Here is a 21682-nt window from a genome sequence, read left to right as displayed (position 1 = left end):
AATTACATCAACTTAAATAATTGATTACTCCATTCGTCTAACATATTTTTAGGGTATTCACTTAACTCTCCATTTTTGTCAACTTTAATATCGATAACTTTAGTATATTGTTCACTGGCTTCAACTATTTTTTCATAATAAAAAATAGCAACTTTGTCTTTATCAATATCACATTCTTTTACAGCTACTCTAATGCCATTTAAAATATGATCACTATGGGTCTCAACAATTATTTGAACATCATTCATAGCTGTTTTTGCAATAAGTTTTCCTAATTCTGCTTGGCCACGTGGATGGATATGAGATTCAGGATTTTCAATAATAATCAGTTCACCAGGTTTAGAAGCTAATAAAGCAGTAACAATTGGTAAACCATAAGTAATACCAAAACCAACATTTTCTGGTTTAAATCGATTTGTATTGCCGAAATTTGGCTGCTTGAAAACATACTCAAGTAAAACAAATTCAGATGAAATAGATGTTGTTCTGACATTTACACCAGGCGAAATTTCTCCCATCCATAAATTAATTTGATTTATTAAAGTTCTATTAATAATATCTGTATTTGTAGTTGTATCCTTTACAATAGTATCTTTATGTAAAAGATTATCAAATAAAACTTCATTATTACCATGAATTTCTATGTAGTGTGCCGTATATTCACCGTTGTTTCCAACGTTATTATCACTTACGACATTTGAGTAACTTTTATTATAAATTGATTTTGGTTCAATTCTATTTGCATTTAAGTATTGGAAATCACTATTAGATATTGATTTTATAATTTTTTCTAATGCTTCATTACTTTCCCCATACATATTTAATTTGGGGTCAAATCTAAAATAATCAGCATCAATTTCGTAATCAAATTCCATTGAAAAAATGTCGGAATCGTTAAATTGAATTTCAAAAGATAAATTCTCATCTTTTTTTGCATATTGATACAAAGCATCTTTTGTTGTTCCAATATTTACATATTCGCCTTTTAAATTCAATTTACCTTCAATTAAATCTTTGGATTGTTTGATGGCAAGTATGGATTGGATAAATGTAGATTTTCCCATTCCATTTAATCCTAATTCTAAATTAAGATTCTTTAAATTAAATGCTTTACTTTTAATTGACTTGAAATTATTTATTATCAGTGTCTGTATCATTTAAGCTGAAATTATTTTTTGAATTAGTTTCTCAATAGTATGATGCCTTTTGTATACTCTATTTTTGTCACCTGTTGAACTACTTATAGATGTGAAAAATAAAGAGTCGCTTGCTAAAATATTCTTTAGTTCATTTTTGAAATCTTCTTTCTTTAAATTTAATTTATCTCTTTGCTCATCATTTAAAACAGCAAATTGTGTTGAAATAGCATCAAACAAGGCTTTGTTTATTGGAGGAAGTCTATTGTTATTTCCAATATTTTTTCTAAATGCACCAATTTCAAATATATTGTGTGCTAATTTCATCGCTTCTGAAAAATCATATTTGATTTTATTTAATTCATCATCCGATTTATCATATATACCAGCCATCGCTTTACTCATAAACGTATCTAAATCTGAGCTATAATTTTCATAACCGAACAAATAAAAACACAAGAAACGATTAGCAAAATCTCTATCCAACATTCTATTGGTTTTTATTTTTCCATAAGTGGCTTTTAAGAAATCAGTATTTTTTCCTAATTCAGCTATAAATACAGCTGGTTTGCCTTGAAATAAAGCATGTCTTATTTCTTGTGATTCTAAAACTAAACCGCCAGTATTAATTCTCTTAAAAATATTAAATTTTACATCAGTAGGTGTGCCTGGCATAATTTTGTAAATAACCACCTGTGATTCCTCAATTATACGTTGTAGATCACCGCTCAGTTCGTCAAATGTTTTGCCATTTAGGTGCGACAAAAATTCTAAATTGGTAAGTTTCAATTTTTTTTCAACACAAAAATTACGGATACTACTCAGTCTCTGTAATCCATCGACTACTAACCATTCGTTATCGTCTGTAGAATCAAAGAAAAAAGCAGGTAAAGGAAATCTTATTAATATAGACTCTATTAATCTGCTTTGTTTTACATTATCCCATAAATCATCTTGGCGTTGAAAGTAGGATTCGGTATTCATTTGAATACTTTTATACTGTATTCTTTTGATTAAAGTGTCTAGTGAAGGTGTTTTTGTTTCTATGTTTATTTTTGTGGGATCAAAAGGTTTTTCCATTAATAAAATGGTATCATCAATGATCTCCTCTTCAACAGGTTCTTGTTCTTCAGAAGACATATCTGAATTATTAAGTAAATTTATTAATTTTGGGTCAATATTTTCTTCCATTTCTAATGCGTTTTAAGCAAAGCTACAATATTAATTTATTCAAAAGAACTTCCATTTAAGAAACCCTTATCTTACCAGTAACAACTCCATCGATCAAGCTCATTTTATACTCCTTCAATTTCTCAATTTCTTGCTCTTTTAAAGAAATGGCGGTGGCGATTTTGTTCGTGGCGATTTCGATGTATTCTGAAATTGCTGTTTGTTCTTCTTTTGGAGGTAATGGAATACTATAATTATCCAAATCTGAACTTGTTACACTCGGAAAAGTTGAACCTTTAAAAGTTTCAACAATTCTTTCTTTTAAGGCAATAACTGTTTTAATAAGAAATTCATGGTTTTCTCTGCCCAATATTGAAGCACAACCCCTTCCAATTGCCACATCTTGATGACATATATTTAATCTTCCTGTAGTTGAACCACGTAAACAGAAAAGCAAACTTCCTTTTTTTGCAAATTTTACCGGTGATGTTGTCCATTTTAATGATCTTGTATATCCAAAATCTGTTTCAGAATACTCAACAGGGCCATTTATAAGAACTGTTCCTTCTCCTTCATCATTGTATGTTTTTTCATGAGGAGAAATACCATACACTATTTCGGCTACATACTTTAAACGTTTCACCTTCCAATGCTCAGGAATCTCCCCAATCCATTCCACACCACTATCTTTCAACTTTGCAACATCATTCAAACCTCTGGTAACAGCTTTATGAATCAATATTTGTCTGCGTTCTTTAAGCAGTTCTATTTGTCTTTGTTTAATGGCAATAGCTTGATCTATCCTCTTGGTCTTATCATCAAGAAAATTGGCTATTGCGGTTTGTTCTTCGATTAGAGGTATAACTACTAGAAAATTTTTTAACTCATTTCCATTAACATGGGGAATTCCCATTCCTATGTTTTTTTTTCTTAATTCAATCTCCAAAAGTTTTGAATAATACCAAGCAAAGCCTTTATTAATGTGTTTAAATTCAATTTGTGCTACAGTTGAGGATATAACTCCTTTTCTGCTTTTTATAAATTCTCCTGCATTTGAACCATCCCAAAGTAATAGCACTTCTCCCTCGTCAATAATTTTAGCATTTTTATCAATTACCCATTGATTTTCTTCTCCTCCTCTTAAGTATTCCATACTCATATATGGCGGTAGTTCTAATTCATTTATTGAAGTAATTTTATTTGGAAGTTTTCCTTTCTGGGTATGTGAAACAAACTTAAATTTTTTCACTTCCCAATGCTCAGGAATTTCTTCTAACCATTCCGCACCGCTATTTTTATACTTGTCGTATTTTTTCATATTTTACAAGCTTAAAATTTCGGCAATTAAGCCATCACTTAATTTCTCTAAATCAACGATATCTTTAGTAACTTCTATAATGTCACGTAATGGTTTATATTGGTGGAAATATTTATTAAAACTTATTTCGTAACCAATTTTAGTATTATCAAGATTTATCCAGGCTTCTTCTACATGTGGTTTTACTTCACGTAAAAAATAGGTGTAAATATTTTCTTTGAGTGGTACATTTTCAAAATCACGTAAGTCGCTTTCAGTTTCATAAGTGATATATTCTCCTTTTTTTGCTGTTGTAAAATAGCCGTAATTAGGTAATTCATTTTCTAAGCAATTCAAATGATTTAAAACCTTTTCTAACTTCTCGCCAGTCAGTTTTACGGTTCCTTTTATCACTTTTTCAGCTTCTTCATCATACCAGCTAACAGCATTAAGGATTGCATTTTTTTCGGAAGCAGAAAGTTTTAGTTTTTCAGATTTAATTACCTCATCAACTTTTACACGAAACTCGTTAAAATCATTAAATTCTTTTGTTCCCGTTTTTTGAAATAATTGCAAACCATTGTCTAGCAAAAATTTTTGTTTTTCCCACAAAGTTTTGCTTGTTAAAGCAGTTTCTTGTTTACTGTTTAAATTAAGTTCTTGCTTTTCTGCCCAATGCAGAATCTCTTTCTTGTGTTTTGCAATATCGGTATAAACTTCTTCGCCATATGTTTTATACGCATATTCCATTGCTTCTTTTAGCGATTTGTCATAGCGTAACTCTTCAATTCGCTCTTTTGTAAATTGAGCTTTTAAACGTTTTGGTCTTTCGATTGTTACTTTGTGATAGCCAAAATCATTGTTGTCAAATACTTTTGAAGCAATTTCATTATCGGTTTTACGTTCAATAGCTTCCAGATCATTGTACGTTTTTACTATTTCTGTGATATGTTCAGGCGCAAACTCACAATTTTTATTTCCTAAGTTCTTGCGAAGTTTACGATACAATTGTCCTGCATCTATGAGCTGTACTTTACCTTTCCTTTTTTCGGTTTTGTTGTTGCTTAAAATCCAGATATAAGTTGTAATTCCTGTATTGTAAAATAGGTTATTTGGCAATTGTACAATGGCTTCGAGCCAGTCGTTTTCAATAATATAACGACGAATATTGCTCTCGCCACCTCCTGCGTCTCCGGTAAATAAACTACTTCCGTTATGTATAGAAGCGATTCGTGTTCCTGTTTTACTATGTGAAAGTGGTTTCATTTTGCTGACCATTTCCATCAAAAACAACAATTGTCCATCTGATGAACGTGGTATAGCGTCAACGTCTTCTTCGATTCCCCAATAGTTTTTTAGTTTTATTTGAAAACGGGAATCAATTACATCTTTTCCGTCCTTAATATATTTTTGCTCACTAGCCCATGATTTTCCGTAAGGAGGGTTAGATAACATAAAATCGAAAGTAGTTCCTGCAAATTCATCCGTAGACAATGTCGAACCAACACGAATATTTTCAGGATTATTCCCTTTAATCATCATATCCGATTTACAAATCGCATATGTCTCGTCGTTGATTTCTTTCCCATACAAATAGACATCACCCTTTGCACGAATTTCTCCATCTTCATCTTTTATGAAGTTTTGAGATTCAGTCAACATTCCACCGCTTCCGCAAGCAGGATCATAGATGGTCATAACTGGAGGCAAATTATTCTTGATTGGGTCAAAAATAATGTGTGTCATTAAGTCAATTACCTCACGTGGAGTAAAGTGTTCTCCAGCTTCTTCGTTGTTTTCTTCGTTAAATTTTCTAATTAATTCTTCAAAAACATATCCCATTCCTAAATTTGATAAAGCAGGAAGTTTACGACCATTACTGTCGGTTTTCTCAAAAGGGGTTAAATTAATATCTGGAGAAGTAAATTTTTCTAACACATCAAGCAACACGTCTTTTGTTGCCATATGCCGGATTTGACTTTTTAGCTTGAATTTCTCAATGATTTCTTTAACATTATTACTGAAACCATTTAAATAATCCTCAAAATTTGCTTGTAATAATTGCTGACTATTTGTTGCTGTTCCGTGCAATCTTTGCAAAGTCCATTCGCTTGTATTGTAAAAAACATAACCAGAAGCGGCACGCAATCCTTTTTCGTCCCAATCTGTAATATGTGCTTCATCGCGCTGAAATGCCAATTCTTCCAAAACAGCTTCTTTTGTTGGTTCAAGAAGTGCATCTAAACGGCGTAAAACCACCATTGGTAAAATTACATCACGATATTTTCCGCGTACATATACATCTCGCAAGCAATCGTCTGCAATTGACCATATAAAAGAAACTAATTTGTTGTGTACTGATTGATTCATTAATTTATTTTGGTATTCTATTAGTTTAAATTTTAATATAAATATATTTAAGCAATATACTATGAATAGTGTATTTCTCTAATTAATATTGTGTGTAAATTTAAGTTATACATTTTAATTTAATTTACGGATAACCATATTTTTCTTTTTTATTCACTAATAATTTTCGATTTTATAAAATGAAAACCTCCAAACTCAGTTTTTGACTTTGAAGGCTTTTCTATGTTTTTTCCTTAATTTTAGAATTCAAAAAAAAACAAGCAATGAATTTAAACCTACAACCTGTTTTAGAAAACGATCTTTGCATCTTATCTCCTTTAGAAGAAAACGATTTTGATGTTTTATATAAAGCTGCTTCTGATCCTAAAATTTGGGAACAGCATCCCAACAAAGACCGATGGAAGAAAGAAGTTTTTGAAATTTTTTTTGAAGGAGCCATTAAAAGCAAAGGCGCATTTAAAATTATAAATAAAGCAACTGAAGAAGTTGTAGGAAGTACAAGATTTTACGATTTTAATCAGGAAGAAGATTGTATTTTTATTGGTTATACTTTTTATACGGTTTCCTGCTGGGGAAAAGGATTTAATCTAAGCGTAAAAAAAATGATGCTTGATTATCTTTTTGAATATGTTTCTAAAGTTAGGTTTCATGTCGGTTCAGAAAATTTCCGTTCTCAAATTGCAATCTCAAGAGTGGGAGCCGAAAAAATTGCCGAAGAAGAAGTAGCTTACTTCGGAGAAAAACCAAAATTGAATTTTGTGTATCAGATTGACAAAGCAGATTGGATATAAGAAAAGCCTTAAACGAAATGTTTAAGGCTTTTGTGTTTTTTAAATAAACGGGTTTTTATTGTACCAAATAAGGAACCTGATCGGCTTCGCAAAGTCTAAAATAACCAAATGCAAAATTATTGGCATCAGTACTATTGACAATATTTCCTCTAATGGTTCCCGGAGGAACAGAAAACGGATTTGAGTTTGAAGCTTCCAAAATTAGTTTCCAATAATTAAAGAAATTCTTAGAAACGCCTCGATGTGTAATCGTTATGGTATTTCCAGGTTTTATGTCGTCTTCGCTAGAATATCTCGTACTGATTTCGTTTCCGTTATAGAATTCATCATTTGTAATTTCGTATTCTGGATAAATCAAGAATTCGCTTTGATAATCGGTTACGTAAAAATTAGTCTGATCTGCGGGATCGTTGTAATAAAAAGTCAGTTCGATGATATCTTTCCCATCAAAATCTGGAACAATTTTCTGTTCTACTTTATTAATTGGACTTACAGAAGTCAGTTTTTCAGTCGCCGTGAAACTTTGTCCTTCCGCATCTACAAATAATTTATAATCGGCATCAATTACAGGAACAAAATTGGTGCATTTGTAAACTCCTGCTTCCGTTTCGTTAAAAGTAAAAATGTCGCCATTGCTGTTTTCTATTCGTACTTGCGCGCCCGAAACTTTTGGTGTAGAACCGCTGTAATAAGGAGCCGTTTTACTGATTTTTATGGTTTGTTCTTTTCCGTCAGTTCCTTTTTTCCAGATAATTTCGGCGTCAATGACCAGTTTGGTTTCGCCAGTTGGCAAATCAAGATTTACCACATCTTCGCATGAAGCGAAAGAAAAAACAAAAAGAAGAGTTATTAATGCCAGTGCTCTGTTCATTACTGTATATTTTTTCAATTTATTCATAGCATTAAAATTTAAAATTATAAGAAACTCCAGGTACAATTCCGAAAATCGAAAGTCTTCTGGTTTCATTTGCCCCCGTATCTTCATTGGTTGTAAAACTCATAGAAGCCGCATTTTTTCTGTTGTACACATTATAAAGGCTAAAAACCCAATAGCTTTGCCATCCTTTCTTTTTATCTGGTTTTGGTGTGTAAGTCGCCGCAAGATCTAAGTGGTGGAAAAGAGGCAATCTGTTTTCGTTTCTTAAAGAATAATTTGGAACGTGAATACCGCCCATTTCATAATAACCATTTGCATACGTTACTGGCTGACCAGATTGTAAAGTGAAATTTCCATTAAAAGACCATTTCGGGTTTAGTTCATAACTTCCTACAATACTCAAATTATGCATTTTGTCGTAACCAGATAAATACCAGTTGCCATTTGCAATTCCTGGTTCTTCGGGAGTTCTTCCAGGCGTTTTTTGTTCTGCTCGAGATAAGGTATAAGAAACCCATCCGGTGAAAACGCCTCTATTTTTTCTGAACAGTAATTCCATTCCGTACGATCTGGCTTTTCCGTTTAAAATAACTTGCTCAATGTTGTTGTTAGCCAAAACATCAGCGCCGTCAATATAGTCAATACGATTTTGAACATTTTTGTAGAATAATTCGGTTTCTAAAGAGTAATCGCCGTCTTTGAAATTTCTAAAATAACCCATCGCATACTGATCCAAAAGCTGAGGTTTTGTAAAAGGTCCACTTGGAGTCCAGATACTCATTGGTAACGGAGACTGCGTGTTGGATAAAATATGAATGTACTGCGCCATTCTGTTGTAACTTGCTTTTACCGAAGTTTCTTCATTAAAGGCATAAGATAAGGCAGCTCGCGGTTCAAAATTATCGAATTTGCTGATGGTTTTTCCTTTTCCATAAGAGATACTTCCCGTTGGCGTACCTTCTTCGTAAATATTATATAACGGATTATAGACTACAGCCTGACCATTTTCGTAAGTGCTGATCGTTTCATCTCCTAAACGATAAAACATGCTGTAACGAAGTCCGTAGCGGAAATTCAATTTCTCTGTAATCTGATTTTCAAAATCAACAAAAGCAGAAGCTTCTAAAGCGTATTTTTTGTCCAGCTGCATATAATTAAACTGAGAATCTGAAGAAGTTGGTTTTACAACTCCAGGATTAAAATTATAATACAAACCATCAACACCATAATTGATTTTGAATTTCTCCGACTGCTGGAAATTCCAATTGTATTTCAATCCGTAACTCTGAATATTGCTGTCCCATTGAAAACTTTCAATCGGAATTTCTAGATTAAACCTGTAATCGCTATAGAAAGTAGACAAGTTACTGTTTAAACGATCAGAAAATTGATGTTTCCAGTTTAAAATTCCCATTGTGCTTCCGTACGTACTCGCAAAACGATCATTAATGTCAAATAAATCGTTTCCGAAATAACCAGAAAAAGACAATGTGTTTTTGGCATTAAAACGATAATTTAATTTCGCATTCAAATCGTAAAACATAGCTGAGTTATTATTGTCAGCCAGTTTCATAAATAAATGTGCATAAGAAGCACGTCCAGAAAGAATAAAAGAACCTTTTTCTTTTTCAAGCGGACCTTGAACTAAAAGCCGGCTCGAGATAATCCCGATTCCACCATTTACTTTATATTCTTCAAAATCTCCCGTCTGTTGTGTAACATCTAGAACAGAAGAAACACGCCCTCCAAATTTTGACGGAATTCCGCCTTTGTATAAATCTAAACCGCTAACGACATCAGCATTGAAAATAGAAAAGAACCCAAACATGTGGGAGTCGGCATAAACAGGAGCGCCATCCAAAAGAATCAAATTCTGATCTGCAGCACCACCACGAACGTTAAAACCAGAAGAAGCTTCTCCCGCATTGGTTACACCTGGCAAAGTCAAAATCGATTTTAAAGGATCGGCTTCGCCCATTGCAACCGGAATTTTCTTGATTTCCTGCATAGAAAGTCTGTTCACACTCATTTGTGTTGTTTTGATGTCAACCGCTTTATTGGCCACCACAATAACTTCTCCCAATTGTTGGCTATCAGAATCTATGTTGAAATTAACTCTGTTGTCATCAGAAACAGAAACACGTTTTTCTTCATTTTTAAAACCTACATAACTCACCTGAACGGTATAGTTTCCGTTTGGAACCTCAATACTATATTTTCCGTTTGCATCTGTTACAACGCCCGTTTCCAGTTCTTTAATGTAAATATTAGCACCAATTACAGGCTGTCTTTCATCATCATAAACGGTTCCGCTTAGCTTGCTTTTTTTTTTGGCAGGCTTTTGCGTTTGAGCTTTCTGCTTCACAAAAATATTATTGCCCACTATAGAAAATTGTACAGACGAAATCTGATTTAATTCGGTAATAAGCTTACTGATTTCGATATTTTTAAAAGTTTTATTTTGTGTAAAATACTTTTTATTGGTATCGATTTGATCTGTAAAAGCAAATTTAAAATCGGTTTGGCTTTCAATCTGTTTGAAGAATTCTTTTAAAGTTACATTTTGATCTACAGTTACCGTAACGCCTTGAGCAGACATACCTAAGCTGAATAAAAAAAAGCATGCTGAAATTATATGCTTCATGAAATTTTGTATTTTTGAATATTATTAAATGGAATAACCTCGTGTTATCCTGAATATTAGGAGGATGTGGAGTTTCGCGGCTTACATCCTTTTTGTTTTTATTGAAAATTAATCTGCTTTAAATCTTCATTTATTTCAAAGTTTAGGTTATACATTTCGGATATTAGTTGAACAATCGTTTTTAAATCTTCTTTTTTATTGATTCGAATCGTGATTTTCTGATTTAGATTTTCTTTCGGAATACTGACTTTATAGCCGTAGTTTTCTTCAATATATTGACTGATAACAGAGAGTTTTTTGTCATCAAAATCTACAAATCGGCTGAATTCTGTTACCGAAGCAATTTGGTTTGCATATGTGAATTTATCGCCAGGTTTCAAGATCCATTTTTGATCTTTTCCTTTTACGCTCATTTCTACGCTTCCTTCAAAAAGTTCAACGGTTATTTCTTCGTTTCCAGATTCCTTAACGGTAAAAGAAGTTCCTAAAACTGTTGTTGTCGTTTCATCGCAGAAAACCTGAAACGGATGCTGCTTGTCTTTTTTAACTTTAAAATACGCTTGACCTTTAATTTCAATTTTTCTATTTAAAGCAAAATTTTCTCCATATTTAATTTTTGAATTTGGACTTAATTCTACTTTAGAGCTGTCTGGCAAGACAACATATTTGGTTGCTGAGGTCGTATTTTGGATTACCGTTTCGGCTAGAACAGCATTTTCGTTTACAGGATTGCTGTCAAAGTAAATTCCAGTTCCAATTAAAACAAAAAGTAAAACAGCGGCAGCAGAATAATAGTGCCACGTTCTCAAGGAACGTTTCTTTTGAGTAAACGTTTTGGCGCGAAATTCTTCCCACGAAGTTTCTTTTTCTTCATTTGAATGAGAATGGGAAGTTTCGTTCCAAAGTTTTTCGAATTCCTTGTCAAATTTTTCGTTATCCATTTTCAGATTTTTAAATAAGTTGACATTGAAATCCCTGTTTAGTAAAAACACCATAAACCATTTCGTGAATTTCTCTATTGGTTTCGATCTTAAGAACATTTTCACGTCCTTGTTTATCGAAATTTATGATGCAGTCGGAAATAACGAACTGTAAAAGTGCAGTCAGTAGAGTTGCATCTTTTTTGGTTCTAACATTCGTTTTATACGCTTCGATGTGCATTTTTAGTTCTTTGTTTTTTAGTATAACAAACGAGAACTAAAAAGTTCCTAATGGTTTTCGATTTTTTTTCGAATAAATTTACTGGCAAGATAAATATGATTGGCAATGGTCTTTTCAGAAAGATCCGTTATTTCTGCAATCTCCTTATAGCTAAGGTTTTCCAGTTTATGTAAAGTGAATATTTTTTGCTGCTGTTCTGGCAGCTGACTGATGAAGTTTTGTAATTTTTCTTGTCTTTCTTCAAAAATTCCCGATTCTGGTTCTTCCTGAGGGATATCAACCTGAACAGGATCTAACGGAATTACTTTGTTTTCTCTATTAACATGATTGATAATAATGTTCTTGCAGATCACAAATATTTGCTTATCGAATAAAACTTCTTCGTTTAAGAGTTCTCTTTTATTGTAAAGTCTTATGAAAGTTTCCTGAACAAAATCTTCGGGAGTAAAAACAGAAGAATTAAATCGTTTGGCAATATTGATAAGTTTGTCGTAGTAGCTGAAGTATACTTCTTTGAAAGCTGCTTCATTACCTTTTTTTAAACTTAAAATAAACTTTTTATTGTCCATAACGAAAATATCGTGACTAGCTTCCTAGTCTAAACTCATTGGTGTCAATATTATTGTATTCGGAAATTGAGTAACCTCAAAATGTAATTAGTTGCAAAGAACCGTAATTTAATTTAAGATTGAACGCTTTTATTGGAGAAATGTTACAGCATTTTTCAAATAAAAACCCTTAAACATTAGTCGAAGGGTTTACTTTTATTGTTGATTATAAATTCTAACTTTTATAGTCGTCGACAAGTTTATCTAAAAACTGAAAAAGTTTTTCATTCATTTCACTAAAATCATGCGAAAGAATTTCTTCTGGATTTTGAACAAATTGGTGTTTTTTGCTTTTGGCCAATAAATCAGTTTCACTCTCAATTAGAAGAGAAACAACCTCAGCGGTTAATTCCATGTGACACTGAAAACCATAGACAAGATTAGAATAAGAAACAATCTGGACAGGACAGCCTTCGCTAAAAGCCAAAACCTTACTTTCTTTTGTCAAACCTGGCATATCGTTGTGCCAATGTCCAACATTTAGAACAGAACCAAAATGATTTATTTTTTCATCTTTAATTCCGTTTTCGGTTAAAGTGATCGGGAAAACTCCAATTTCTTTTTCTGGACTATGACCGAAGTTTGCGCCCAGAGCTTCGCCAATTAATTGTGAACCTAAACAAACTCCAACGACTGCTTTTCCCGCAGCAATGCACTTTTGCATTAATGAAATTTCAGCTTCGGCATTAAAATGAGGACATTCTTCTAGAGTCGTATTTGGACTTTGAGGCCCGCCCATTATAATCAGCATATCTATTAAGTCAACAGAATTTGGCAATGCATCATTTTCATAAACTTTAGAAAAAGATATTGTATAATTTCTGCTTTCAGCCCAATTTAGATAGGCGCCTGGAGCTTCGTAGGTTTCGTGTTGTATAATGTGTATGTTCATCGTCTTTACCATTTAAAGCAAATTTATTTTGAAAAAGAACAATAGCAATAGTCCACTTTTTCTTTTAATAAAATAGTCCAGCTTTAAGAATTCAGCGTAAGCATCATCTGAATGTCTACTCTGTTATAACCAGACGAAACACCTTTTATTTCTTCAAATCCTAATTTCTCATACAGTTTAATCGCAGGTTGAAGTTTGGTGTTGCTTTCCAGATAAATTTTGGAAGCACCTTTTTCCTTTGCCCATTTTATAGCTGTTTCGGCCAATAGTAATCCAATTCGTTTTCCCTGTGCTTTCGGACTTACAGCCATTTTTGCTAATTCGTAATCGTAATCTGTTCCGTCATTTTTAATTAAAGCACAAACGCCTAAAACTTCATCATTTAAAATAACAGAAAAAATTTCCCCGCCTTTACTTATAATATATTCTTCGGCATGATCGAGCGCTTTTACATCATTAGGTTCTACTACAAAATAGTTTGAAATCCATTCTATGTTTAAATCCTTAAAACTTTTGAGATATTTAGGGTTATAGGTAACTATTTCTAATTGTTTGTTATTTTCCATTAAATATTGTTTTTTTTTTTCAAATCAGATTCTACACTTTCAAGGTAGTTATTGTATTATGAAAGAGGGGTGCTAATGCAAAATTATAGCAATTATAGGCTAGGATACAGATACAGAAAATTATATTTTGAACGATACAGTTGAAAACTAGCGTAAAAGGGCAGGCTTCGAAAAAAAACTAATTTGTTTTTAAGATAAAATGAAGTGATTTTTAGATGCGCTTCAGTGTCTTCATAGCACATTCCGCATCTTTTTCATCAATGAAAACATGGTCGTGATAATAGGCAGCCACGACATTACAGCTAATGTTTGCCTCGCCTAATATTTTTGAAAATGCAGCAGTCATTCCAACCGCTTCTAAAGAAGAATGAATTTTAAAGGTAATCCAAGCAGCAACATAGGAATAATCGAGATTTAGTTGGTCTGCATCTTCTTTTTTTAGAATTACAGTGATTCCCTCGTTTTCTTTAAAAAGAAATAAAATTTTGGAGAAAGGAATGTTGTCGATATTGTTTAATGAGCAATAAACATATCGGCCTTCATTTAAAATAGGATTTAAATTTTTTAAAATTATACCGAGATCTTTTTCTCCAGACATTTAAACTGTTTTTTATGAAAATAAATAAGATGAATTATTCCTCCAACTCTGAATTATCTGCGGCAGAAATCTGATCTAATATATTAGTCTGATTAGGAGAAATGTAATTTTTATTTTCAATGGTAGCTTCTTTCTTAAAAAGAAGATCTAATGCATTGTAAAGTTTAAGTAAAACATCGCGGTCTGCTTTTTCTATCTCTAAAGCAGTATTAAAATTAAAAACATAGTTATTCGAATTTCGTACTTCTACTTTTATCGTTTTTGATGTGATTTTAAATTTAACTATATCCATGCTGTTTATGAATTATGTATGCAAATTGCTTTTTCGAAATTGAGACTCTTAATTGTTAGCTCTTTAATAGCGTTCTAAGATAACAATTTTAACGATTCCTCACTGAAATTTTTCATTCGATGAAGAGTTAATTTAAATAAAAAACCCTTAAACATTTCTGTCTAAGGGTTTTGCCTATTGTAGCGAGGACGGGAGTTGAACCCGTGACCTCAGGGTTATGAATCCTGCGCTCTAACCAACTGAGCTACCTCGCCTGGACTGCTATCATGAATTCCTGATTGCGGGTGCAAAGATAGAAATAATATTAAAGGATACAAGCATAAAATGAAGAAAAAAAAATATTTTTAATTATGCATTGTTTTTGGACATATATTCTTATATTTCGAAAAAATTAAAAGTAGCACATGGATTCAAAAATACGTTACGAAATCGAGTTTCCGATCAATTCTTCGCCGCAATTATTGTATCAATATATATCAACGCCATCAGGTTTACAAGAATGGTTTGCCGACAATGTTAATTCTAGAGGTGAATTTTTTACTTTCATTTGGAATGATTCTCAGGAAAAAGCACGCTTGGCTTCAAAAAAATCTGGCGAAAAAGTAAAATTTAAATGGGTTGACGAAAGCAGTAAAGATACTGAGTACTTTTTTGAACTTCATATTTTAGTCGATGAATTAACTAAAGATGTATCGCTAATGGTGGTAGATTTTGCTGATAAAGAAGAAATAGGCGAGGCTAAACAATTGTGGGAGAATCAAATATCAGATCTAAAACATCTTATAGGATCTGTTTAGAAAATTCTTTTTTATACCTTATATTTGCCCTGAACAAAATTCAGGGTTTTTTTATGATTAATTTTAACGGAAACATCGGGCAGGAAGAGAATATACTAACTCAAAATCGTGCCTTTTTATATGGCGATGGCATTTTTGAAACTGTAAAAATTATCAACGGAAAAATCTTGTTTCTTGAAGACCATTATTTTAGACTAATGGCTTCTATGCGAGTTGTAAGAATGATGATTCCGATGAATTTTACAATGGAATATTTTGAAGAGCAAATTCTCAATCTAGTAAACCAATTAAATATTGCATCTTCAGCAAGAGCAAGAATTACTGTTTTTAGAAATGATGGGGGATTATATCTTCCAAAAAGCAATGATATTTCGTTTTTAATTAATGCTATTGTGCTTGGAAATACTTCTTACTCATTAAATACAAAAGAATACGAAGTAGATTTGTATAAAGATTTCTATGTAACCAAGCAATTATTATCATCTCTTAAAACAACCAATAAGATGATCAATATTACAGGAAGCATTTATGCGCACGAAAATGACCTTGCTAATTGTCTGTTGTTAAATGATAGCAAGAATGTAGTAGAAGCACTTCAGGGAAATGTTTTTATGGTAATTGGTCAAAAGTTAATTACGCCACCAGTTTCAGAAGGCTGCTTAAACGGAATTATGCGTAAACAAATTTTAGCGCTAGGTAGAAAAGTTGAGGGCATAGAAGTAGTAGAAGAAATAATTTCGCCGTTTGATCTTCAAAAAGCAGACGAATTATTCTTGACAAATGTAATCATGGGGATACAGCCGATAAGTAAATATCGAAAAAAGGAGTTTACAACAAATTTGGCGCATTTATTAGTGCAGAAACTAAATGAATCCATTTCTGAAAATTAATTCAGATATGGATTTTCAGGGGCATTAGACCAAATAAGATAATCACCACCAAGCTCAATAATTTGCTCTTTCCAAAAGTGAGTGGTAGATTTTCCGATAATTTTATTCTTGTAATTATTATCGGCGATAATCCAGGAATTTCCCTGCATCTCATTCTCAAGCTGATTTTCGTCCCAACCAGTGTAGCCTAAGAAAAAACGAATATTATTTTTACTAATAGATCCGTTATTTATTAGGTCTTTGGTAGACTCAAAATCTCCTCCCCAATAAATACCATTAGAAATCTCAACACTATTTGGGATTAATTCTGGAATATTGTGAATGAAATAAAGGTTGTCTTGCTCTACAGGACCTCCGTTATATATCTTAAAATTAGCATCAATTTCTGGTATTAAGTCATTAATAGTGTATTTTAATGGCTTATTAATTATAAAACCTATTGATCCTTCCTTGTTATGGTCTGCTAATAAAATTACCGATCTGTTGAATGATAAATCTCCAATTATTGAAGGCTCGGCAATAAGCAGGTGTCCTTTTTTTAATTTTTCTGAAATCATACGGTTACAATTTTTATTAAATTTAATCATAAAAAAATTAAAATCACAAAAAAAATCGTTAAACCGCATAAAAAAACCTTCCATGAGGAAGGTTTTAATTATATTATAAGTTTAGAGAACTTTCTTACTTAGTTCACTGCTCCTTCTAATTCAGCTCCTGCTTTGAATTTTACAACGTTTTTAGCAGCGATTTTAATAGTTTTTCCTGTTTGAGGGTTTCTACCATCTCTAGCAGCTCTAGAAGATACTGACCAAGATCCGAAACCTACTAATGAAACTCTTCCTCCTTTTTTCAAAGTAGTTCCTACATTACCTAAAAAAGACTCTAAAGCTAATTTCGCCGCAGCTTTTGTGATTCCTGCATCAGCAGCGATAGCATCGATTAATTCTGATTTGTTCATAATAATTAGTTATTAATTGTTGGTTAAAAAAAATTGTTAATACACAAATTTAGTAGGAAATCCGTTGCGTGCAAGTGTTTTCTTTATTTTTAGCAAAAATTGTTGATAACTTGCTTTTTTTGTTCATAAAGAGCGTTATTTATCGATGAAAAACGGGTACAAACCCCTGTTTTACTGACGTTAATACACTTTTGCAACATCAGAAAAACTTACTCCATTTAATAATTCAGAAGCAAGCATTCTCTTTTTTCCTGGAAATTGTAGACTTAATAACTGAATAAAACCGTCTTTTATTGCAATCTTAATTTCTTTTTTATTACTAATTAGCTTTCCAGTCTCGTAAGAATGGGGTTCTGAGATTAGTTTTGCTTCATAAATTTTAATATTCAATTCTTCATTTTGGTCTTTCAAAAAACACCAAGAAGCAGGATAAGGGCTTAAGCCTCGAATTAGATTGTTGATTTCTGCACCAGATTTTGTCCAATCAATTTTACAGTTTTCTTTATTTAATTTATAAGCCGTTTTAATATCGTCGTTATCTTCTTGAATTGTTGTACTGACATTTCCGCTTTCAATAACCTTTAAAGTGTCAATGACAGTTGTGCTGCCTAAATGCATTAAACGATCATGTAACTGGCCAGCGTTTTCTTCTGGTTCAATAGCGATTTTAGAATTTAAAATCATCGCTCCGGTATCAATTTTGTCATCAATAAAGAAAGTAGTAACTCCAGTTTTGGTTTCTCCATTAATAATAGCCCAGTTAATAGGAGCAGCCCCGCGGTAATTTGGAAGCAATGAAGCATGAAGATTAAAAGTTCCTAAAGACGGCATTTCCCAAACCACTTTTGGCAACATTCTAAAAGCTACTACAATTTGTAAATTGGCATTAAGAGCTTCTAATTCTGCTAAGAAATCTTCATCTTTTAAATTAGTTGGCTGTAATAGAGTAAGATTGTTTGCAATCGCATATTCTTTTACTGCCGAATATTTTATTTTTTGTCCGCGTCCCGCTGGCTTGTCTGCAGCGGTAATTACGCCGACAACTTCGTAGTTATTTTTAATAATGGTGTCCAAAATGCCAACGGCAAATTCTGGCGTTCCCATAAATATAATTCTCAATTTCTCCATTATGATTTTAAAGTGTATTTATTATTCGCTTGTATGATAATATGATTGTTTTCGAGTAATTCCTGAAGAACAGATATAATATCTTTAGTATCCATTTTTATCTGGTTTTCAATTTCTCTCGAAGTCAAGGAAGTCGTTTTAAGCAAAGATAAGATCTTGTCTGCAATCGAATCGGTTTCGGTAATTTTTCCTTTTAGAGTAATGCAGTAAGAACAAATGCCACAGTTTTCTTTTGTTTCTTCTCCAAAATAATCCAAAACCAATCTGTTTTTACAGGCTTTATTATCTTTTATATAGTGAAGGACAGATAAAAGCTGTTCCTTTTTAATTTCATTTTGCTTCTCTAAATATTTCGAAATTCTATTTATAGTTAAGTCGTCTTCGCGAACTTCATTAAATAGTATAGTGGCGTCGTTATTTTTAGATTTGTATTCTATAATTTCTTTTTCTTTCAGTTTTTCTAAAAGAGCTATAATTTGTTCTTCTTTATGATTAGATTTTTTTGCGAGCAAAGCTAAATTAAGATTAGCTTTTACATCATAAATACCCGGGTAGGTTCTCAAAATCGCTAACAAAATCTCTTCATCATTAGGATTCAGGCTCATGTAGCGAATCACTTCTTTTGATTCTATCAAAAATTGAACAGTGATTTTTTCTGAGAATTCCTGAGACATTGTAATAATTCCCTGCTGATTTAAAAACTGCAAAGAATTATACGTTTTAAGAGTAGGAAAGTCATATTTATTGCAAAAATGATTCATTTTGAATGAAAAAGACTCATCTAAACCTTCGCCGTAAGCAATCTGAAAATAATTGCACAATTTGACATACATTGTTTTTAAAAACTTTTTATCGGGAAGAATATTCAAAAACTGCTGTTCCGTTTGTATGGCATCAGAATTATTATAAAGCAAAACCGAAAAAGCTTTCGCGCCATTTCGACCAGCGCGTCCAGATTCCTGATAATAATTTTCTAAGTTTTCTGGAAGCTGCGTATGAATAACCGTTTTTACATTGTCCTTGTCAATTCCCATTCCAAATGCATTCGTAGCTACAATAACCTGCGCCTGTTCCGACATCCAGAGCTGCATGTTTTTATCTTTTTCTTTAGATGAAAGTCCGCCGTGGTAATACGTTGCGGTAAATCCTAACGATTGCAATTGCGAAGACATATTCAAACACGCTTTGCGATTTCGTACATATATGATGGAAGGCTGCGGATTCTTTTTAAGAATTTGTTCGGTGCGGTAAAGTTTATCTTCGACTTCAAAAACCATGTAAGCGATATTTTTTCGCTCAAAAGATTGCTGAAAATGATTCGGATTTTTTAATTCTAATTGTGTTCTGATATCTTCAATAACTCTCGGAGTAGCCGTTGCAGTCAAAGCCAAAAAGGGAATTTTTGGAAAATATTTTTTCAGTTCCGAAATTTTAAGATAAGCAGGTCTAAAATCGTGTCCCCATTGCGAAACACAATGCGCTTCGTCTACAGCAATTAAATTAATGGGAAGATTTTTAATGCGTTCCAGAATCCAATCTGATTGCAGGCGTTCTGGCGAAAGATATAAGAATTTGTAATTTCCGTATTGGCAATTATCAAGAAGATCAATAATTTCTTCGGTATGAATTCCACCCGTCAGGGCAATTGCTTTAATTTCCCTTTTCTGAAGATTCATTACCTGATCTTTCATCAAAGCAATCAAAGGAGAAATAACCAGACAAATTCCGTCCTGCATCATGGCAGGAACCTGAAAACAAATCGATTTTCCACCACCGGTCGGAAGCACCGCAAATGTATCCTGTCCGTCTAAAACAGATTCGATAATTTCTTTTTGCAGTGGTCTAAAACTGTCGTGTTTCCAGTACTTTAGAAGAATATCCTGCGCTTCGAGCATGCCGTATGTTTTAAGTTAAAAATTTAGAAATCAGCTTCTCGTTTTGCAACTTTAAAACCTCGCTAAATTTTATCTAAGATATAAAGAATTCTGTTCTCTACCGTATCTTTTGGAACCTCAATCAGTTCGTAACCATATTTTCGATAAGTCTCCACCAAATGTTCCTGAATTTTAACTGCCTGCTCAAAATTTTCGTATCGCTCCGTATCACTTTGGTAAATTTCTTCCCAAGGCGGTAAAATAAAAGTTTTAGTATATTTATAATCCGTGCAGGCTTTGGTAAAATGTTCTGGATATTCATCGCCAATATAATCCATATATGCGACAACGTCTGGAATTCCTCTGTCAATAAAAACCACATTATCAGGTTCTTCAAGAGCATTTTTGTATTGCTCAATTCGGCCTTCCAATAACATTTCGCTAAACAATAAAGGCTGTTCCAAAAACAATTGTTCAATACCTTCTTGTTGCGCTTTCATGGTCACCTGTCTAGAGATTTCAGGGTAGCAGCAATAGCCGCGAGCGACCAATTCGTTAATAAGCGTCGATTTTCCAGTTCCAGGACCACCAAGCAGGACTATAATTTCTTTTTGCACTTTCTAAAAATAAAGCGCAAATTTACCTAAACTTATTAATATATAAAAAATAAAATTTGCCTTGAGCGAATGATTTCGCATTTTTTGCAGGCATGTCCCGAGACTTCGAGACTGATGTCCATTTCAATCTTTTGCTTTTTAAAGAAAAAGCAAAAGGATTTTCTCCCGAAGCTTCGGGACCATCAGGGCTAGGGAGGAAGTATGGTTTTGTTTTTGGAATTATTTTTAATCTTTTTGCTAATCTAAAATTACAGAAACATCATCTAATTTTAATAATCTGACTATGGTATTAAATTTTTTTTGCAGCTTTTCTTTGCTTTTTAAATGATTTTTCCAAATTAATGTAAAAGGTAGTTTAATACCAAAATCCCCACGCAGGCAATCATGCAGAGAATCATAACCTCTTCCAAAATATCCTCCGGGGCCATTAATGCTTTCGCCTAGAGCACAGAAAAAAGAATCTTCATCATCAACTAATTTGCCATCTAAGGTTATTTTCAAATTTTCTTTATCTTCTGTAATGTGCTGAAAATGTAATGCAACCTCAAGCCATCCTTGTCTCTTTTTTTTATCAAGCTTTTCCCAAAGATTGTATTCTGTTATGTTTTTATTAATTCTGCTTTTCCAAACATCGCTAACTCCTTTAGAAGCTTCATATAGAAAACAACTTATCTCTGTGTGAAAAAGAGTAGTATTTAATTCTTGTTTATTAATTATTTTTAAATCATAAAAAAAGTAAGCTAGTTTAATGTTGTTTTGGTTGTCCAAGACGCAAAAATACCCACCATTATCATTTTCTGTAAATTCTTTTTTTAATCTGTCTTCGAAATCAAAAAAGTTAATTCCACCTTTTAAAATTAACTTACATTTTCTAGGATAACCTTCAACTCTCTTTTCCAATGGATACTCTCCTTCAAGACCTTCAATATCATCAAAATATCCAATAATATTTATTCCTGAATCGGTATCAGCTCCTATGCCTATCATTTTTTAAGTTCCTTTTTATTTTGATTAAT

The 21682-nt window shown here is 32.6% G+C and carries 22 protein-coding genes and 1 tRNA gene; 3 read left to right on the top strand and 20 right to left on the bottom strand.

Going from position 1 to position 21682, the window contains the following annotated elements:
• Positions 1-2: 2 nt before the first annotated feature.
• From EG814_RS14510 to EG814_RS14495, 4 genes are read right to left on the bottom strand one after another with little or no spacing between them, the layout of a single operon-like run.
• The gene (locus tag EG814_RS14510) at positions 3-1157 is read right to left on the bottom strand and encodes an AAA family ATPase (RefSeq protein WP_125722617.1); all 1155 of its coding nucleotides are present in this window, start codon (positions 1155-1157) and stop codon (positions 3-5) included.
• On the bottom strand, positions 1158-2327 hold the full coding sequence (locus EG814_RS14505) for a DUF262 domain-containing protein (RefSeq protein WP_235830983.1): 1170 nt from the start codon (positions 2325-2327) through the stop codon (positions 1158-1160).
• A gap of 55 nt (positions 2328-2382) precedes the next feature.
• Positions 2383-3624, bottom strand: coding sequence for a restriction endonuclease subunit S (locus tag EG814_RS14500; protein ID WP_125722616.1), 1242 nt, complete (start codon positions 3622-3624; stop codon positions 2383-2385).
• Positions 3625-3627: 3 nt separating this feature from the next.
• Positions 3628-5973 (bottom strand): type I restriction-modification system subunit M, encoded by a 2346-nt coding sequence (locus tag EG814_RS14495; protein WP_125722615.1) that lies wholly within the window; start codon positions 5971-5973, stop codon positions 3628-3630.
• A gap of 263 nt (positions 5974-6236) precedes the next feature.
• On the opposite strand from EG814_RS14495, the gene EG814_RS14490 reads away from it, so the two are divergent.
• Positions 6237-6764, top strand: coding sequence for a GNAT family N-acetyltransferase (locus EG814_RS14490; protein WP_125722614.1), 528 nt, complete (start codon positions 6237-6239; stop codon positions 6762-6764).
• Between the two features lie 55 nt (positions 6765-6819).
• Here EG814_RS14490 and EG814_RS14485 read toward each other — a convergent pair whose 3' ends face one another.
• The 10 genes from EG814_RS14485 to EG814_RS14440 all read right to left on the bottom strand — a co-directional run bounded on the left by EG814_RS14485 (position 6820) and on the right by EG814_RS14440 (position 14656).
• Complete coding sequence (locus EG814_RS14485) at positions 6820-7662, bottom strand: DUF4249 domain-containing protein (RefSeq protein ID WP_235830982.1); 843 nt, start codon at positions 7660-7662, stop codon at positions 6820-6822.
• Positions 7663-7666: 4 nt separating this feature from the next.
• Positions 7667-10285 (bottom strand): TonB-dependent receptor, encoded by a 2619-nt coding sequence (locus EG814_RS14480; protein ID WP_125722612.1) that lies wholly within the window; start codon positions 10283-10285, stop codon positions 7667-7669.
• 98 nt (positions 10286-10383) lie between these two features.
• On the bottom strand, positions 10384-11226 hold the full coding sequence (locus tag EG814_RS14475; RefSeq protein ID WP_125722611.1) for a FecR family protein: 843 nt from the start codon (positions 11224-11226) through the stop codon (positions 10384-10386).
• Between the two features lie 10 nt (positions 11227-11236).
• A complete protein-coding gene (locus EG814_RS14470; RefSeq protein ID WP_125722610.1) occupies positions 11237-11446 on the bottom strand; it encodes a hypothetical protein in 210 nt (69 codons plus the stop codon).
• A gap of 47 nt (positions 11447-11493) precedes the next feature.
• A complete protein-coding gene (locus tag EG814_RS14465; RefSeq protein WP_125722609.1) occupies positions 11494-12015 on the bottom strand; it encodes an RNA polymerase sigma factor in 522 nt (173 codons plus the stop codon).
• 214 nt (positions 12016-12229) lie between these two features.
• Positions 12230-12946, bottom strand: coding sequence for a type 1 glutamine amidotransferase (locus tag EG814_RS14460; RefSeq protein ID WP_125722608.1), 717 nt, complete (start codon positions 12944-12946; stop codon positions 12230-12232).
• An 83-nt stretch (positions 12947-13029) separates the two neighbouring features.
• Positions 13030-13512: a GNAT family N-acetyltransferase gene (locus EG814_RS14455; protein WP_125722607.1), complete on the bottom strand. Its 483-nt coding sequence runs from the start codon at positions 13510-13512 to the stop codon at positions 13030-13032.
• A 211-nt stretch (positions 13513-13723) separates the two neighbouring features.
• Positions 13724-14110 (bottom strand): ACT domain-containing protein, encoded by a 387-nt coding sequence (locus EG814_RS14450; protein ID WP_125722606.1) that lies wholly within the window; start codon positions 14108-14110, stop codon positions 13724-13726.
• A 34-nt stretch (positions 14111-14144) separates the two neighbouring features.
• Complete coding sequence (locus EG814_RS14445) at positions 14145-14402, bottom strand: hypothetical protein (RefSeq protein ID WP_125722605.1); 258 nt, start codon at positions 14400-14402, stop codon at positions 14145-14147.
• A 180-nt stretch (positions 14403-14582) separates the two neighbouring features.
• Positions 14583-14656 (bottom strand) — tRNA-Met (locus tag EG814_RS14440).
• A 150-nt stretch (positions 14657-14806) separates the two neighbouring features.
• Between EG814_RS14440 and EG814_RS14435 the strand changes: the two genes are divergently transcribed.
• Positions 14807-15199 (top strand): START-like domain-containing protein, encoded by a 393-nt coding sequence (locus EG814_RS14435; protein WP_125722604.1) that lies wholly within the window; start codon positions 14807-14809, stop codon positions 15197-15199.
• Between the two features lie 53 nt (positions 15200-15252).
• Positions 15253-16089 (top strand): aminotransferase class IV, encoded by an 837-nt coding sequence (locus EG814_RS14430; RefSeq protein WP_125722603.1) that lies wholly within the window; start codon positions 15253-15255, stop codon positions 16087-16089.
• Here EG814_RS14430 and EG814_RS14425 read toward each other — a convergent pair.
• The 6 genes from EG814_RS14425 to EG814_RS14400 all read right to left on the bottom strand — a co-directional run bounded on the left by EG814_RS14425 (position 16086) and on the right by EG814_RS14400 (position 21653).
• A complete protein-coding gene (locus EG814_RS14425; protein WP_115890137.1) occupies positions 16086-16646 on the bottom strand; it encodes a YqgE/AlgH family protein in 561 nt (186 codons plus the stop codon). The genes EG814_RS14430 and EG814_RS14425 overlap by 4 nt on opposite strands.
• A gap of 128 nt (positions 16647-16774) precedes the next feature.
• Entirely contained in the window at positions 16775-17047 is a 273-nt protein-coding gene (locus tag EG814_RS14420; protein WP_008464760.1) for an HU family DNA-binding protein, read from the bottom strand.
• A gap of 180 nt (positions 17048-17227) precedes the next feature.
• Entirely contained in the window at positions 17228-18175 is a 948-nt protein-coding gene (gene fmt, locus EG814_RS14415; RefSeq protein WP_125722602.1) for a methionyl-tRNA formyltransferase, read from the bottom strand.
• Positions 18175-20070, bottom strand: coding sequence for a RecQ family ATP-dependent DNA helicase (locus EG814_RS14410; protein ID WP_125722601.1), 1896 nt, complete (start codon positions 20068-20070; stop codon positions 18175-18177). The genes fmt and EG814_RS14410 overlap by 1 nt, the downstream gene beginning before the upstream one ends.
• 62 nt (positions 20071-20132) lie before the next feature.
• Complete coding sequence (locus EG814_RS14405; RefSeq protein ID WP_125722600.1) at positions 20133-20666, bottom strand: AAA family ATPase; 534 nt, start codon at positions 20664-20666, stop codon at positions 20133-20135.
• Between the two features lie 237 nt (positions 20667-20903).
• Positions 20904-21653 carry a barstar family protein gene (locus tag EG814_RS14400; RefSeq protein ID WP_125722599.1) on the bottom strand — a complete coding sequence of 250 codons (750 nt, stop codon included), beginning with the start codon at positions 21651-21653 and terminating at the stop codon, positions 20904-20906.
• Positions 21654-21682 lie beyond the last annotated feature (29 nt).

It is taken from the genome of Flavobacterium ustbae (genome assembly GCF_003946915.1).
GTDB classification, from domain to species: Bacteria; Bacteroidota; Bacteroidia; order Flavobacteriales; family Flavobacteriaceae; genus Flavobacterium; species Flavobacterium ustbae.
The sequence above is the reverse complement of the archived record's forward strand: the minus strand, read 5'-3'. Positions and strand labels throughout refer to the sequence as shown.